The sequence below is a fragment of the Vibrio sp. B1-2 genome (assembly GCF_963888445.1).
Taxonomy (GTDB): Bacteria; Pseudomonadota; Gammaproteobacteria; order Enterobacterales; family Vibrionaceae; genus Vibrio; species Vibrio anguillarum.
Map to the genome: position 1 here is coordinate 72,767 of NZ_CAWPJH010000033.1, position 17,222 is coordinate 89,988.

Annotated in this window: 13 protein-coding genes; 3 read left to right on the forward strand and 10 right to left on the reverse strand. The window is 40.9% G+C overall.

Annotated features, from left to right (window positions below; all coding sequences use genetic code 11):
* The first annotated feature begins 35 nt into the window (after positions 1–35).
* The gene (locus AACQ75_RS10310) at positions 36–827 is read left to right on the forward strand and encodes an RbmA family biofilm matrix protein (RefSeq protein WP_170888593.1); all 792 of its coding nucleotides are present in this window, start codon (positions 36–38) and stop codon (positions 825–827) included.
* A 163-nt stretch (positions 828–990) separates the two neighbouring features.
* Here AACQ75_RS10310 and AACQ75_RS10315 read toward each other — a convergent pair whose 3' ends face one another.
* On the reverse strand, positions 991–2,223 hold the full coding sequence (locus AACQ75_RS10315) for a glycosyl hydrolase family 28-related protein (RefSeq protein WP_170888594.1): 1,233 nt from the start codon (positions 2,221–2,223) through the stop codon (positions 991–993).
* Positions 2,224–2,497: 274 nt separating this feature from the next.
* On the opposite strand from AACQ75_RS10315, the gene AACQ75_RS10320 reads away from it, so the two are divergent.
* A complete protein-coding gene (locus AACQ75_RS10320) occupies positions 2,498–5,374 on the forward strand; it encodes a beta-prism lectin domain-containing protein (protein WP_170888595.1) in 2,877 nt (958 codons plus the stop codon).
* Positions 5,375–5,540: 166 nt separating this feature from the next.
* On the opposite strand, the gene AACQ75_RS10325 is transcribed toward AACQ75_RS10320, so the two are convergent.
* The 8 genes from AACQ75_RS10325 to AACQ75_RS10360 all read right to left on the reverse strand — a co-directional run bounded on the left by AACQ75_RS10325 (position 5,541) and on the right by AACQ75_RS10360 (position 15,120).
* Positions 5,541–6,857: an O-antigen ligase family protein gene (locus AACQ75_RS10325; RefSeq protein ID WP_047689561.1), complete on the reverse strand. Its 1,317-nt coding sequence runs from the start codon at positions 6,855–6,857 to the stop codon at positions 5,541–5,543.
* A gap of 71 nt (positions 6,858–6,928) precedes the next feature.
* Positions 6,929–7,543 (reverse strand): hypothetical protein, encoded by a 615-nt coding sequence (locus AACQ75_RS10330; RefSeq protein WP_013857353.1) that lies wholly within the window; start codon positions 7,541–7,543, stop codon positions 6,929–6,931.
* A 551-nt stretch (positions 7,544–8,094) separates the two neighbouring features.
* A complete protein-coding gene (locus AACQ75_RS10335; RefSeq protein WP_170888596.1) occupies positions 8,095–8,796 on the reverse strand; it encodes a VpsP family polysaccharide biosynthesis protein in 702 nt (233 codons plus the stop codon).
* A gap of 2 nt (positions 8,797–8,798) precedes the next feature.
* Positions 8,799–11,003, reverse strand: coding sequence for an exopolysaccharide regulatory tyrosine autokinase VpsO (gene vpsO, locus AACQ75_RS10340; RefSeq protein WP_170888597.1), 2,205 nt, complete (start codon positions 11,001–11,003; stop codon positions 8,799–8,801).
* Between the two features lie 13 nt (positions 11,004–11,016).
* Entirely contained in the window at positions 11,017–11,535 is a 519-nt protein-coding gene (vpsN, locus tag AACQ75_RS10345) for an exopolysaccharide export protein VpsN (RefSeq protein WP_088732057.1), read from the reverse strand.
* A gap of 6 nt (positions 11,536–11,541) precedes the next feature.
* The gene (locus AACQ75_RS10350) at positions 11,542–12,732 is read right to left on the reverse strand and encodes an outer membrane beta-barrel protein (RefSeq protein ID WP_129532335.1); all 1,191 of its coding nucleotides are present in this window, start codon (positions 12,730–12,732) and stop codon (positions 11,542–11,544) included.
* 20 nt (positions 12,733–12,752) lie between these two features.
* The gene (vpsL, locus tag AACQ75_RS10355; RefSeq protein ID WP_170888598.1) at positions 12,753–14,147 is read right to left on the reverse strand and encodes an exopolysaccharide biosynthesis glycosyltransferase VpsL; all 1,395 of its coding nucleotides are present in this window, start codon (positions 14,145–14,147) and stop codon (positions 12,753–12,755) included.
* Positions 14,148–14,541: 394 nt separating this feature from the next.
* Positions 14,542–15,120 (reverse strand): YitT family protein, encoded by a 579-nt coding sequence (locus tag AACQ75_RS10360; protein ID WP_170888599.1) that lies wholly within the window; start codon positions 15,118–15,120, stop codon positions 14,542–14,544.
* A gap of 346 nt (positions 15,121–15,466) precedes the next feature.
* On the opposite strand from AACQ75_RS10360, the gene glyA reads away from it, so the two are divergent.
* Positions 15,467–16,717 carry a serine hydroxymethyltransferase gene (gene glyA / locus AACQ75_RS10365; protein WP_013857345.1) on the forward strand — a complete coding sequence of 417 codons (1,251 nt, stop codon included), beginning with the start codon at positions 15,467–15,469 and terminating at the stop codon, positions 16,715–16,717.
* 117 nt (positions 16,718–16,834) lie between these two features.
* Here the strand turns inward: glyA and AACQ75_RS10370 are convergent, their stop codons facing one another.
* Entirely contained in the window at positions 16,835–17,161 is a 327-nt protein-coding gene (locus AACQ75_RS10370) for a hypothetical protein (protein WP_013857344.1), read from the reverse strand.
* Positions 17,162–17,222 lie beyond the last annotated feature (61 nt).

Here is a 17,222-nt window from a genome sequence, read left to right on the forward strand (position 1 = left end):
AAAACAAATGGTTGTCTAACTTTAAAGGATCTATCATGAACAAACGTTATTATTATCTGGCATCATGCTTGGCATTGTTATTTTCAACTGCTTCTTATGCGGAAGTGGATTGTGAGTTACAGCCAGTGATTGAAGCAAACCTTTCATTAAATCAAAACCAGTTGGCACGTAACGGTGGATATATTGCCAGTCAGCTATGGATCCGTAATGAAAGCTGTGAAACAGTGAAGTTCAATTACTGGCTATCTATTAAAGGTCCAGAAGGTATCTACTTCCCAGCCAAAGCGGTAGTTGGAGTTGATACAGCGCAGCAAGAGTCTGATGCTCTTACTGATGGTCGCATGTTGAATGTTACACGTGGTTTCTGGGTTCCAGAGTATATGGCTGATGGTAAATATACTGTTTCTCTTCAAGTCGTTGCAGAAAATGGAGAAGTATTTAAAGCCAACCAAGAATTTGTGAAAGGGGTCGATTTAAATAGCCTACCTGAACTCAATGGTTTGACTATTGATATCAAAAATCAATTTGGTATTAATAGTGTGGAAAGTACCGGCGGTTTTGTTCCATTCACCATTGATTTAAATAATGGCCGTGAGGGAGAAGCTAACGTCGAGTTCTGGATGACAGCGGCAGGTCCTGATGGTTTGATTATTCCTGTCAACGCGAGAGAGAAATGGGTTATTGCTTCAGGTGATACTTATTCAAAAGTGCGTGGAATTAATTTCGATAAAAGCTATCCCGAAGGTGAATATACCATTAATGCTCAGGTTGTAGATACTGTCTCTGGTGAGCGAGTTGAGCAGTCAATGGTAGTGGTAAAAAAATAGTTTTATCTAGTGACCTAACCTTATGTGTATAAAAACCGCCTTTGGCGGTTTTTATTGTATTATTTGAATGGTATAAGCAATATATTCTTAACGTTGAATTGTATAGTGGTCGCTTACTCTTGAACTCGATTAAATAGTTGCATCTTGCTGGTGGTGCCACTTATCAATCTTTAATAACATCCTGTATATGACAATTTTCATTATAAAGTTGTTCATTGTTTTTAATGTTAATAAGCTTGCTTTTATCGTCAATTGAGATGAATTTACTATATGGTGTTAATTGATACTGATTTCCAGTAATGTTGACATTTTCAAATGAAACCAAATCATCTTGGCTGTTAGTTCGGATAATCGATTTATATTTTTTTTCTATTTCAGAACCAAAGTAAATCCTTTCAAATGTATTATTGCTAATTTGAATGTTTTTAATGGATTGATTGGTCGGGTTATTTTTACTAAAGCTTTGTAAGCGTATTCCTTGTTGAGCAGTATCAAAAAAATTGCCAATAATTGAAATATTACCCCATTGAATGTTTTGCTCTGTTCTAGAGTTAGGGTAAATATTTATGGCAAATCCATTTATGTTATGAAAAGTGTTTCCTGAATAATAAACATCAGAATAATAACTGACTTCATTTGAAGTACCATTAATATTTTCAAATTGGTTATTAATGACTTTGGCGCTTTTGGTATCGGCCCGTGCTGATAATTTTAATTTACACGCATTAAATTGATTATTGTCAATAATAATATCTTGCGTGCCTGGCCTTTCTGTTCCCACAGCCGCTTGCGTTGTGGTTACTTGAGCACAATGTTCAAAGCGATTGTGGCTAACTCTGATTGACATCGACCCGGGTGGTATAGAGTAGTCCTGGCTTGCTGTGGTCATACGCAATGCCGCGTCACCAAAGCGAGTAAATTGATTTTGAACCACTAAGGTGCCTTTAGTGCTGCCAAGGTAGACACCTTGTTCTCCCCATATAGGTTCTAAGTCACCATTATTCAGCCCTTCAAAACTGAGACCTTGCAGTTTGATATTTTGTGTGTACATGATACTGAGTAAATACTCACCATTAAATGGACTACATTTCTTTAATTTACTGTGTATGGAGCCAATAATTTCAATGTTATTCTTTTCCTTTAAATAAAGGGTTTTGCAAATTTGATATTCGCCAGAGGGAATAATCAGTACATTATTATCATTTAATTGATTCAGTGCATTTTGAAATGCGGATGAATCATCCTGTCCATCATTCGCGATGGCACCATATTCTATTACATTATGAGAAATGACTTCAGAGATAATAGCTGGGCTTAGGCTGAGTAAAATAAGTGAAATAAATATGTAACGCAAGATGCCACCCTCTTTATCTAATTGCTTTAAGTATAACAGCACCTATAAAACGCTTCTTGAAAAAACAGAGAGATATTCACTGTAGTCGGTTCGTTTCTCAATTTTGAGATGTCTCATTAGTGAGGCGTAAAAATATGCGTGTTGTGTTGAAATATCCCTTCCATTTATTGATAATTCCGTCGGATTTTTATTGGCAATTCACGATACCAGTTCACCAGTTCCTAGGTTTGAAAAATAATAATTACAAAAAAATCAACCAGATGCATATCGTTTCTGGCTTTGAAAAAATTAACCCCAAGTAAAGGGAGTCTTACAGATGACGTCTCAATATATTGCACTTGCTGTCAGTCTTTTGTCGCTAAGTAGCACCGTGGCTCAAGCCACAACGAATGAAGCCGAAGGGTGTATTATCAGCCGCCTGAATGGCGAAAAATATTGTTTGAATGTAGGAGAGCGCTCGGGATACTCCCTACCTAGCTGGATTTATGCTCATCCAGTCGATGTACAGGCTCCGAGTGGTGTCTCTGTCATGCTGAGTGATTGGGACAACCTGTCTTATAACCGTTTGGCTGTGTTCAATCGTTATACTGGCAACGAAGATCTTAAGAATGTTAAGGCCTACAACGGCACTTATTTAGATTTTTCTAAACCACGCTCAATGCGAGTGCTGGCTTCTGAAACTTATCCTGAGGCTTGTATCGTTAGCCGCCAAACGGGTGAGCGTTTCTGTTTGAAAGAGGGTGAGCGCTCAGGCTACTCATTGCCTGCTTATATCTATGCTCATGAAGTGGATGTGGAAGCGCCACAAGGTTTAGGTGTCATGCTGAGTGATTGGGATAACCTCTCTTATAACCGTTTAGCGGTATTTGGCGGTCATACTCAAAATGAGCAGATGCGAGCAGTCACAGCCTACAATGGCGAAACTCTTGATTTCTCAAAGCCTCGTTCAATGCGTGTTGTTCCTTATGAAGGTGACAGCTCTGCACTCAATATGAAGCTTAAGTGGTCTTGGCAAGGCAGTGCTTTCCAACCTAATTCTAACCAAGTGATGGTTACGCCGGTTGCCGCGCAACTGAATGATGACAATGGCGATGGCAAGATTGATGAAAAAGATGTCGCAGATTTGATCGTAGTGACATTTGAAGGAAACAAATATGCCAATGGCGGTTTAGTGCGTGCTTTAAGTGGTGTGGATGGTTCTGAGTTGTGGAGTTATGCGAATGGTGGTGTGATCGCGGATGCGCGTTATTCTCCTGCCGTAGGCGATCTGGATGGTGACGGAATCGTTGAAATTGTTACAACCAACAATCGCGATCAATTCATCACGATTTTGGATAACCAAGGCAACATCAAAAAACAGATCCCAACCACAGAAAGTGGCTGGCGTATTGTTGGTGATATCACGTTGGCTGATTTAGACCATGATGGCAGCGTCGAAATTCTGGCTGCAGATGGTGTGTATAACTACCACACAGGGCTGATTTTTAACCACCCTTGGGCACCGTCATCGATCAACGTTGATGTCGATGGCGATCAGCAACAAGAAGTCTTTTCAGGTGGTACTCTATTTCAAAATAACGGCGCGATCAATTGGCAATATCATGCCAATGATGCAGTTTGGTTCTCTTCGCTGGTTAACCTAGATAATGATGCTGAGCCAGAGATTATCGCTTCAGTTCCTGCTTCTGCATCAACTGGGCATAACGCACGTTTTGCTGTGCTAGAACACGATGGCACCATTAAGTGGGAAATCAACAATACTGCCAATCCAGGCGGTGGCGTGCAGGCGGTATCTAACTTTTTAGGCAAAGCTCAAGCAGTTGAAACGACTGAGTTCTCAAAAATCTACGGTTATCAACCTAATAGCAATCCTGCTTCTATTGTTTTGGCGGTCGATGGTAAAATCTCTGTTCGTTCAGGATTCGCGATTGATGCGATTGGTGCTTCTGCTTCGACTTTAGTCGGTGGTACGGGAGGCAATCTTAATGCCGCAGTTAACGTCAAAGATATTAAAGCGATTGATCTGACTTGGGGTAAATACTATTGGGGTGGTTATCATTTATTGGCGCTCGATTTTAGAATGAGCAACGGTAGCGTGATTTCTATGGGCTCTAAAAACTATGCTTATTCCAAGCAGACCGAGCGCTTTACTGTACCAGTAGGTAGTCGTATTAAAGGCATTAAAGCTTGGAGCGCTGGTTGGCTGTTGGACGGTGTTCAGTTTGAGTTAGCTACGCTAAATGGTACCAATGATCTGGATGTAAAAGGGATTGTTTACGCGGGTTATGCCGCTGTCGATATGTATAACAGCAAAGGTGAGCGCGTTTGGTCTGTTGCGAACGATGATACTGGCAGCGGCAAAATTGGTGTGTCTGCCTATGACTTTGATAATGATGGTATCGATGAAGTACTCGTGCAAGACCATGCTCGTGTACGTGTGTTAGATGGCAAAACGGGTAAAGAACGTGCTTCGTTAGCGCACTCAACGGCGACACTTTGGGAATATCCTATCGTGGTCGATCTGGAAGGTGACAATAATGCAGAGCTGATTGTTGTTGCTAATGATTTTGATAAAAACTATGTCGTTAACCATGGTGTGTTTGTTTATGAATCGGCGGACAGTGCAAAACCTTGGAAGAATGCGACTCGTATTTGGAACCAGCACGCTTTCCACCTGACCAACATCAATCAAGATGGCACTTTACCTACTTTTGTTGAGCCAAGTTGGTTGAGCCATAATACATACCGTTCGAGTACATTACGTGCAACGGTGGGTGGTGAGTCTCCAATTTTTGGTTACTCAAATACTCAGCAATCGCAACGTGTCGTGACGGCGGATAACCAGATGTATCTGCGTTCTGGTTTTGCGATCGATGCGATCGGCACGACGGCCAATAACTTGGTGGGCGGCCCAGTACAAGGTACTAACGGTGGTGTGCTAAGAGCACCGATTGCTCTTGATCAATTGCAATCCGTGGAAGTTACCTCTGGTCTTTATAACTGGGGTGGTTACCACATAGTGGCGATTAAGTTCACGATGAAGGATGGCTCTAGCGTGTTATTGGGTTCAACCCACTATGCTAGCAACAAAAAAGTTGAAACGTACACTGTGCCGCAAGGTAAACGCATCAAGCAGATTAATGTTTGGACTGGTGGTTGGTTAGTTGAAGGCTTGCAGTTTGTATTCGATTAATTGATATCGTTTTAATTCAATAATTGAAAATCCCTCGAGACAATCGAGGGATTTTTTATTAACCAGATATGGAGTAGGAATTGTTTTGGACGTATACCATTCCTACTTGAAGCTGCGCGGTGTTGGATACATTCGTTTACCTGCAACTTAAAGTCGTTTTTATATATCAGGAATATTTTGAACGAGTGACCAGACTCGGCATTGAATTTGACCAGTGTCCCATCAATAAACACAGCAAGAAATAAAGTGTTGTTGCGGGAGCTTGAAGTGGGAAATCAACACTCATGTGTATCAACATACCAATAATAGCCATCATGGATGATAATCCGATCCCTTTCATCAATCTATTTCTGCGGTTTTTAAACGCATAAAATGCGCGTTGGGCGGCGACTAAGATCATTACACCTAATATCGAAACCATGACAAGGCCTGATTCTAATGTGAATTGGATGTAGTCATTATGAGCATGATCGTAAAACAGTTTTACTTTCCCTTGATTGTAGGAAGGAAAAGTGGAGTAGAAAGTACCAGCCCCAAAGCCAGTCAGAGGCCTTTCTTGTATTGCAACTAGGGAATATCTGACAACATCATCTCTTGATTCACTTTCCAAGCTAGTTTCAATAAGACGTTGTTTGACTTTCTCCAATCCAAACCATTGGCTCACGATGAACGTATCAATGATGAATAAACTGATTATAAGCACATAAACACTTTTGGGTTTCGGCTTGTAAAACAATAGCAACAGCACACAACCTACGGTTAGGGCGATAAAGAAAGCCATATTTCCCATTCTTGAGCGTGTTAAGACTAATGCAATCACCATGATCACGAGCCCTAAACGTACAAAGGCTTTATCAGACAGCAACACGGCTAAAAACTGTTTAGTGATATTTCTAAATCCGGTTTTATGTGAGCTATCGAGTTTTGCAATTAATAAGCCAAATCCAATGCAGAGATTCAGCATCAAGAAGTTTGCCAGATGATTATGATAGACAAAGCTTCCGGAGGCTCTATTTCCTAGTGGCAGCTTGAAAATTATCGAATGATCTAGGTTGAGTAGCAAAATCACGCCAGCGTAAAAGCCTTGGCAAATTCCACTGCTAACCATGACTACTGCGAGAAGTTTTAATTTTTTAGGTGTGTCGATAAGGACAAGAGCAATAAGACAAAACTGGAAATAGTGGAGCGATTTGATTGCAGAGACAAAGACTAAACTAGGATCCTGAGTTATACCAAGTTGTGGAATACTTTGGATGAATGACCAGCAAGTGATAAGTGCGATGGGAATGATGACTAATTTTCCCTTTATCAGACAGTTTTTCCAGTGCTCAAAAGAGTAGTTGAATAAACAGGCAATAAGCAGCAATGCAATCCAGATTTCATTGAATGACCATGCTAATGGGCGATTACTACCTAAAGGTATGGGCAGCCAAAATATAAAAATGAGAAATATTGGGAAAATGGATTTTTCTATTAGACGCATACTATTAATATCAATTAAGAAGGGCAGGAATATACCTGCCCTAAACTGGATGAAAGCATCGAATTAAACGATCAGTTTGGTGAAGCGGTACCACCACCACTGCCATTGCCGGTTCCAAGTGTTGTGGTGTTACCTGGCACCGTTGCGACTGGAGGTAAGCCACCAGGTAAAGCCGATGGAGTACCTGCCGCTGTCGGTTCAGTAATGGTCGCTGGGTCAGCGCCACCGGAGATTGCAGCAACAATCACATCGGTTGAGTCCATTAAATCCATTGCAATAACAGCATCAACGATAGCTTGAGCTGACTCTGGTGATTTAGTGACAGCAAGCTGAATGACTTCAGAACGCATCTCTTGAGGTGCATTTTTAACGAGTATCGCAGTCAAAGCTGCGACTTGGTCACTCGATATATGGTCAAATACCGTATTGAAGATATCGAGTGCTAGTTGTGGGTGTAGAGTAGACGCTAGGTCCGCCATTTCTAGTGCCATGCTTGGGCATAGTTTCATTAAAGCTTGCAGAGAAATAATGGCGTCGTCTGCTTGTTCTAGGCTGGCTCTTATTGTGTCTGTGGCCACTTTATGGTTTTTATAAAGTGAACAAGTAATTTCTGTTTCGGCATATAACCTTGAACTAGCCAGCAAAGCTGAAATAGCAATCCAAAATATCCATAGTGATTTTTTCATTGGTAAGTCCTAAAAGCCTACGATTTACTGTTGCGATGATTATAAGTGAAGTAGTACATCCAGTGATATCGTACTTCTGTTAATAAGGGTTCGATTCTCATTCTTAAGGCGTTTTTATGCGCGAGGTTGTCTTAGTTTGGAGCATAAGTTTGAAGATTGAAGTCTGCTAGTAACGTAATAGATTATTGAGGCCATTGTTATACCAAGTAAGCTTGCCCCTAAATCGAGCAAAGAGAATGATCGTGAACTCGATAACATTTGTAAACTTTCATCAATTACGCAACAGGTCGAGACGATAACTATGGCGAGAAAGATGCTCTGTATAGGGGAAAGAGTGGCGGAAATTACTCGGATAAAAACCAAGGTAATGAATAGCGCAAGTGTAAAGTGGAGATAAATATCACCGCCGAGTGACTTTTCCAAAAATATCGGTATCTCAGCATGAATATTCAGTGTTTTTGCCAGTGATAGCGAAGCCGTACCAAGAGAAAGCAAGGCTAACATGAACAAGGCGATAGGCCGGTTTATTGAATAATGTTTTATCATCGAGATCACTCTAGCGCTCTCTTGCAGAGATTATTTTTCTCAGTATAACGTTGAGGGTTATAAATAATAGCTGCACAGGTAAATTTTAAGAGACCGTTTGATTTTAGATACTGGTAGGCTTCTCCTCGGCTTTGAGGATGAGCTAATGCTCTTGCGGCGTGATCAATAATGATAGTTCGCTGCGGCGCTGAAAAAATAGACCAATGGTTAAGGCCAATCTGGGAAAGTGTGTTGTTCACTTTGGGTGTAAAAGGCCCATATCTGTTGGCTTGTGCAAAATAGAGATCAATATTTTCCCCTTTCAACTGAGTTTCAATCACCAATAAATCAGCCCATGTGTCTGACCAAGTGGGTCTCAATAATGCACTTTCCAAGTAGGCCTTTTTTGCATTGAGCAAGCGGCTCTTTTTATCTACATCATCGCCCAAATAGGCTTCCCACTCATACACCTTACCCAGTAAATTGTGGTAATGAGGATGGTCTCTGTGGTGTTGTAGGGCCTTTAGTATCATGAGTTTTGTCTCATTCACTTGCTCTAAAGTTACACCATCACTGTGTTTTGTCCAGTAGTCGATATTTCTTTCTGTTGCTAGCGCGTAAATGGACGCCGTCAAAAAATGAAATGCAAAATAGAGAGTAACGAGTGCAGTTAGCCCAATGCTCAAACGCAAAGCATGGGCTAAAAAAGGGTGATTCACGACCTTCATGGTTATTTTTCTGGGCCGTAATAGGATTGATATTGATGATAACCGCTATAATTAGAGGCTTTTTTGGTGTTCAGTTTGTTCAATATGACGCCATCAATTCTCGCTCCTTGCTGCGTTAAGCGTCCGACCACATCTCTAGCCACTTTAGTACGTGTGTGTGGAGCATTGATCACGAGTATGGTCGAGTCCACGTACTGTGACAGCATAAATGCATCACTAACGGCTAAACACGGAGGTGTATCAATCACAATTCTGCTATAGCGTGTCTTTAGCTCTTCGAGTAGTGAGGCAAACTTAGGCGAGGAGATAAGTTCAAGAGGATTGTCTGTCACGACTCCTGCTGCCAAAACATCAAGCCCTGATTCTTCATCGGTATAGAGACACTCTTCTATGGTATGCGTACCTATGAGCAAGTTGCTCATTCCTGGCTGTGAACCAGAGATGCCAAAACGGTGTGCAACCGATGGTTTTCTCAAATCGCAGTCAATCAGCAGTGTTTTTTCCATTTGTGCCAGTGAAAAAGCCAAATTGATACTCGAGGTTGTTTTTCCTTCCTCAGGTAATGAAGAAGTAACCATTACCACATGATGATCTTTGTTGGTGTTGGCAAGTAAATAACCAGTCCGAACGGTTCTAATCGCTTCTGTTAGCTCTCGGTGTTTCGAATCAAAATAGGTTTTTAGCGTTAGGGGGCCTCGAGTTTTAATTGCCGGTATAATACCGAGCAAGTTTAGTGATAACTGTTTTTCGACCTGTTTTACATCAAGGAATGTATCGTTTACCGCATCAGCAATGAAAGCAACAACACATGCCAAACCAAACGAAGCGACGAACGCTAATAATACAATCAGTTTACGGTTCGGCTTACTTGGGGCTAGGGGTGGATTGGCAAAATCGGTAAAACGAGCAATCGTAGCATTAAAGTCGCTCGATGCACTGGTCTCTTTTTGACGACTTAAAAAGAGATCAAACAGCTCTCGGTTTGTTTGGACTTCGCGCTTTAGCTCTGAATATCGTGCATTTTTTACGGAGAGGCTTTGAAACTCTGATTTGCGTTTCTCAAGTTCCCTGTGTAAAGAACTCTCTGCTTGCTTAGCAGCCTGTAACTCATTGTTGATCCCGTTTAGTAGCTGTTTTAGTTCGGAATTTAAATTGCGTTTAACAGAGGCTAGTTCGGCTTGAGCTGATTTTAGCTTTGGGTGTTTGTCACCATAACGTTTTGATAGTTCCGAGACTTTCTTTTCAGCTTGCACTTCAGCCAATTTGACATCTCGTATCGTCGGGTGGTTAGAGATCTCTGGGATAGATGCAAGGGCAGAGAGGTCACCATCTTGACGGCTGTACGTTTGAGCGACCAAATAAAGAGTCTCAGCTGCAACACGTCTATCTCTCGTTTTATTCAATTGAGAGGTCAGTTCTTCAAGTTCTTGAGATGCTAGGCTTTCAACGCCTTGGATATCAACTAGCCCTTCAGATTTTAAAAATGTTTGTAGTTGAGCTTCTGACTTTTTTAGTTGTTCGCGCAAATCACCCATGCGGTTGTTGAGCCAGCTATTCGCCTTCAGTTCAACTTGAAGTTTGTCTTCGATATGACTATCCATAAAGACGCTACCAATCTCATTGGTAATTTTAGCCGATAATTTAGGGTCTTTACTGGTGTAGAAAATATTCACTAGTTGAGTTTTTCTTATTGGGCTAACTTCTAGCCCACGCTTAAACTTAGCCAGAACCAATCGGCTAGTTCGATAGTTTTGGTCTTCCTGTGATATTTCCGCTGGCTCTTTCTTGAACGATTTTAGAACAGGAAACCATTCTAATACATCGAATTTAAACCCAGTTTTTTGATTATTTTCTACAGTAGGGTCAAATTCTGGGTGGCTGGCAAGGTTAAGGCGTTTAATGACTTCCTCTGCGACTCGGTCTGATTTCAAGATCTCTATTTGAGTCAAATAGTATTCTTGGCTTTTGGTATCTAAACCATAGATGTCTTCAATCGAAACAGCTTTTGCTTGCTTTGATTCGATGATCAATGAGGCGCGAGCGGTATATTGCGAAGGAATTGATAATGCAATCAATACGGCGATGGCGGTAACCATTGTAGAAAAAAGTAGAATACGCCATTTATAGTTGAGAAGAACATGAAAATACTGACGAATATCAATAACTTCATCTGAGTTCAAGTGATTTTTAATTAAAGAGTTTTCCATACAACTAAGTTACCTAAAAAAAGCTTTCTTCTACGGTGAGAATGTCACCAGGCTGAATTTTATGAAGCAATGTTACTTTTACTGGCTTGGCCTCAGGAGCATCACTTGATGATATATAGATCTTAGTTTTAGACGCTCGCTCAGTGAATCCACCCGCAATCGTAATGGCTTTGTTTACGGTTAACCCCGGATGATACGGGTAACTCCCGGATATTTTCACTTGTCCGTTGATAAAATAGGGACGATATTCGACTATGCTGACAAAAACATTGGGGTTAACCAGATACCCATCGATTAAACCATTGTGGATAACAGTTTTTACTTCCTCAATCGTTTTTCCTTTCAGTTTAATTCGTCCCAAAAAAGGGTAATCAATGTTACCACTGTCACCCACACGCGTTTCAATAGATAACTCTGGTTCATCATAAACTTGAATCCGAATTTGATCCCCAACGCCTAACTTATAAAAACTCTCATTGGCCAATGTTGACCAGGAAAGACAACTCAATAGAATGACTAAGAAGTACTTCATCGTAAGTTACATCACACCTTCAATAGCAAAGTAATAAACATTTTGATCGTAGCTTAACGAACTGATGCTGGAATCTCTTGATTCAAGTTGGTAGCCGACTTTGAATGTTAGCCAACGACGAAAATCGTAGCTTAATGAAAGTGTTACCTTACTGGTGTCATCGTCGCGAGCAGTGCTGGTGTAATTCTCGCTTAATAGAGAATAATCGACGTTAGAAGAGATGATGTCACTCCAATTGTGTGTCCAATTTGCGTTATACACTTTGGTATCGATTGAATCACCTGTACCGTCAGTATCGGTTGATTTACGATTTGTTTTCAACTGCACTGCAGAGTATGTGCGGATGAGATAAGTGACATCAATATCCCATGAAAAAGAGTCGAAATCTTCTCTAGAAGAGGATTCAAAATCTTTATGTTGCATACCGACCTTGGCATTTCCCTGCAGTTTCCCTGTTGCGTCCCACGAGGTACCAACATATCCCATATAATGGGTGCTGTCTTTGAGAGTTGAGCCTGGGGCTATATCACTATAATGCCTATCATTAACGATAATTTGGAAAACCAACGATGTTTTTGGCAGCGCTTTATAGTATAGAGAGCTGTTGAATCGTAATTCATCCCAATTTTGGTATTGAGTAATATTTTGGTTGTTTTTATAGTCCAAATTGCCCCAACCAAGGTTGGTTTCTATTCGGCCTTTGGCGTCTTCACCACCAAAACCGTAACCGAGGTTGACGTTATTGGTGTTGTATTCGTTGTACGACAAATTGAGTGTCGTATCGTTATCACCACGCTGTTCATGAGTTAATGCAAGAGCATAGCTGAAGTCAACTCGATGCTTGGAATTGAGCTCCCAGTCACTGGCTAAATCAAAGAAATGGTCAGTGTAGTTATCTTTGCTAGAGCTGAAAAAATCGCCTCTTTGTAGTCGATAACCTACGCGATGTTTCTGGCCACTTGTCGGCTCTATTGCTAAACCGATACCTGGTTCGAACACTGAATATTGGGAATGTTCGAGATCTTGTGACGCTTTTGCTAAGTTGTCGTTATAACCCGTTGATAAGTTTAAAAACGGTACAATAGCAATCCCTGACTCAGTCATAATTGGGTTGGGTTGCGGTTTTGCTTGTACGGCTGATAACGCAAAAAAAGCCAAACCAAAGGACGCGATTCTATTTAAATTAGTTGTTTTCATATGAGTATGCTTTATCCATTCTAGTAAGCATTCTTGCCTACAAATCCTTTAAATACGGTAAGAAATACGATTTTGATGTCGAACCACAACGACCATCTGTGTATATAGTCCAAATCAAATTGGACACGTTTTTCCATTTTATCTAGCGTATCGGTTTCACCACGCCAGCCATTAATTTGTGCCCAGCCAGTAATTCCTGGTTTTACTTTATGTCTCAGCATGTAGCGGTTAACGATCGTTCGATACTCTTCGTTGTGCGCTACGGCATGAGGGCGAGGGCCGACAATAGACATTCGACCTTGAAGCACATTAATAAACTGTGGTAGCTCATCTAGTGACGTCTTCCGAATAAACGCACCAAAAGGAGTCACTCGGGGATCATTTTTTGTTGCTTGTGTCACTTTGTTCCCATTGTCCATGGCACGCATGCTTCTGAATTTCCATACTTTGATAGACTTTCCATCCAGCCCATAACGCATCTGTTTGAAAATAATAGGGCCGGGCGAGCTGAGTTTTACGCCTACTGCAACCGCAATAAGGACAGGACTGATTAAAATCAAGATAAGACTACTTAAGACTAAATCTTCAAAACGTTTTAGCCACGTACCTAACCCATTGAACGGTGTATCAAAAATACTAAAAGCATTAACATCGCCGATGGTATACCAACGCGAATGCAGTAAATTGAAGGTGAAAAAATCCGGCACAATATAGGTATTCACTGTGCTATCCGAAAAGGCCTCTAGAATCTTGCTGATTCGATGCTGGGCTTGCATTGGTAGTGCTATGTACACACTTTTTACTTCACCGTTTTTGGCAAGTGTTAATGCATCATTAACTTTACCGAGCACTGGAATATCGCTTGCGATACGTTCATCACCCCTATCATCGTAAAAGCCCGTCAGTTTAATACCTAACTCAGGGTTATTTATGAGATTTTTCGATAGTTCCAGACCCTGCGGTGTCATGCCGATAATGACCGCTTTAGTGGTGTGATAACCTTTTTTGTGTAGATAGTAAATGACTGTAAATGCGACGAAGCGCCAAAGCAGTAATAAAATAAATGATCCGACAAACCAAAAACCTAAAATTAAACGTGAGAAATCGCTTCCAGTTTTTGTGAAATAACCAACTAAAGTTAAGCAGCCAACAGTTGAAGCCCAACAAAAAGCAGTGTGTAGAGTTAAAACTCTAAGTTTTGTGGTTCGCCAACCGCTGTATATATCAAGGCTTTCAGCAATAAATGAATAAAAAATAACCCCTAAAAGTCCCACAGATATATAAGATATAGTAACGATATGTGAGTGAAACTTTAGTGTAATATACATTGTGATCAGTATTACTAAGCAATCTATCAGGCGGTAGAAAAATTTACCTTGATAGTTAGAAATACGGATCCTTCCTCTTTCACCCATTGTAGAAGCTCCTAACCGCTCAATTATTAAGGTAACGAATAATAATTATTTTTTAGCAGTGCATTCTCATATTAAGCTCCGACGACTTCAACTGATCAGGTGCATCAAAAATAAGACGCGATGTGTGATATATGGAATGGGTGACTGTATTTTGGGTTTTTCAATTTGAGATAGAGTACGGAGAGTCGGATAAGGTGATGTAATCACTTACTATTACTGCATTAACTTAATGTGGTCACCTTGTTAGACGACCTTTATATAAGAGCTAGCTAATGTTTAAATGAAAATAATGGAGGGTATTTACGGTGTAAGAATTAAAGCTAAATTTGATTGTGTTTTTATCTCTTCTTAATCTTATGGATATTGCGACAGCTTAAGGGTAAGTCACGCTATATCATGTGGGTTTATGATTCATTGCTAACACAAGGTTAAGTGAGACAGCCCCGAGCACAGACAGTGTGGCAATGGAAAACGAAACAAAAAAGGCAGAAGCAGCTAAAATTGAGCAATCTATAACCAACTGACTTTTGCCAACAGGGATCCCAAATTTATCTTGAATAAACAAACACAAGACATTAAAGCCACCCAAGCTGGAACGGTGACGAAAGAGAATTAACATGCCAAGACCCATTAATAATCCCCCGGCAATGGCGCAGTAAATTTCATTGACCATTTCCAAAGAAATTACCAAATAAAGATGGTCCGCAAAAATAGAGACTAATGCGCCGGATAGCGCGCTGTTGATGGCAAAGCGATGACCAAATCGTTTCCAAGCTAAAATGTAAAAAGGGGTGTTAGCCAAAAAATAAATGCTACCAAATGAGGCTGGGACTAACTGGCTGATCAGCAGTGCTAAACCAGCGGTTCCACCTGTCAGTAAATGAGCGGACTGGAGAAAGAAGACGCCTTGTGCGACCAAAAAGGTTCCCGTTAAAATGGCAACCCAATCTTCTTTACGTGTGTGTGTTCGCATCGATAAATAATTTTAATAGCTAAGAATGGCGAGCATAGTAAAGAAAAAGTAATATTTTCGGTAGATAGAGAGTGAAAATTGAGGTAAACCTATGTAATTGCAGCTTTACAAGGTGTAAAGCAGAATGGTTGACATACTAACTCATCATTATCCAACTTACTGTTTAGCATGAGTTACCTCACTATCCATTATGAAAAAACTGCATGATAATTTCTGTAATTTGTTCTTTATGACCCAGATCAAATTATGTAGAATGTGCGCCATATTACGGTGACGAAAACGTTTGCTTTTGGTCGTTGTGTGGTTTTTTTGAAACTTTCAGTAAAATCTGAGTCAGGAGATACAGATGCTTAAGCGTGATATGAACATCGCAGATTACGATGCGGACCTGTTCGCAGCTATTCAAGAAGAGACTCTTCGTCAGGAAGAACACATTGAACTTATCGCTTCGGAAAACTACACAAGTCCACGTGTAATGGAAGCGCAAGGTTCACAGCTCACCAATAAATACGCTGAAGGTTACCCAGGTAAACGCTATTACGGTGGTTGTGAGTTTGTCGATAAAGTAGAAACACTGGCGATTGAACGTGCGTGTGAACTGTTTGGCGCAGACTATGCGAACGTGCAGCCGCATTCTGGCTCACAAGCAAACAACGCGGTTTATATGGCGTTGCTTAACGCAGGTGATACCGTATTAGGAATGAGCTTGGCACACGGTGGTCATTTGACTCACGGTTCTCCTGTCAACTTTTCCGGTAAGCTGTACAACATCATTCCTTATGGCATTGATGCAAAAGGTCAAATTAACTACGAAGAGATGGAAGCATTAGCGGTTGAGCATCAGCCAAAAATGATCATCGGTGGCTTCTCTGCTTATTCACAAGTTTGCGACTGGAAAAGAATGCGTGAAATTGCTGATAAAGTGGGTGCTTACTTGTTTGTTGATATGGCGCATGTAGCTGGTTTGATTGCGGCGGGTGTTTACCCTAACCCTGTTCCTCATGCCCACGTAGTGACGACCACTACCCACAAAACACTGGCAGGTCCTCGTGGTGGCCTTATTCTTTCGAATGCAGGTGAAGACTTATATAAGAAGCTTAACTCAGCCGTATTCCCTGGTGGTCAAGGTGGTCCTTTAATGCACGTTATCGCAGGTAAAGCGGTCGCGTTCAAAGAAGCTCTAGAACCAGAGTTCAAAGAGTATCAAAAACGCGTTGTCGCCAATGCGAAAGCGATGGTGGCCGAGTTTTTGGCTCGTGGTTACAACATTGTTTCAGGTTCCACAGAAAATCACCTGTTCCTTGTCGATTTGATCGATAAAAATATTACAGGTAAAGATGCTGATGCGGCATTGGGTGCGGCTAACATTACAGTGAACAAAAACTCTGTACCGAATGATCCGCGTAGCCCATTTGTGACCTCTGGCATCCGTGTGGGTTCTCCATCAATTACTCGCCGTGGTTTTACTGAAGCTGATGCGAAAGCACTAGCTGGATGGATGTGTGATATTTTGGACAACATGGGTGATGAATCTGTTATTCAAGCAACGAAGGCAAAAGTGTTAGAAATTTGTAAGCGTTTGCCTGTATACGCGTAGTTTTACGCACAATAAAAAAGCTCCTAATATTTAGGAGCTTTTTTATTTGGTCATTATTTATTTTATTGAGCACCAATAAGAAGAGTGGCCTCTCGCTATTGAATGTGCTCTGCAGAACTATTTTGCAATGCTGAGCAATGTGCCTGACTTACATTGAAAAGAGTAATATTTAGTGCTCTCGTTAAATTTGCCTAAACCTTCACCATCACAATACTCAATATTAATATTGCGCATAGTATCAAGTGTCTTTTCGCTATTTAAGGCAAACTTAGAGCCGTCAGCGCAGACAATACGAACGCGGCCATCATCACTCACAGAGTAAATGTTGACTTCAGTATTACAAAGCTCAAAGGAGGCTTCACGATAGTTATCTTGCTGAGTATTAGATGCACAACCGGCCATTAAAGTGGCTGTAACAAGTGCTAATGTACTGATCGTTTTCATATTAATAAATCCCTAGCTTTGTTATCTATTTTCTATGCCGTTAGCCTATAGAACATAGAAT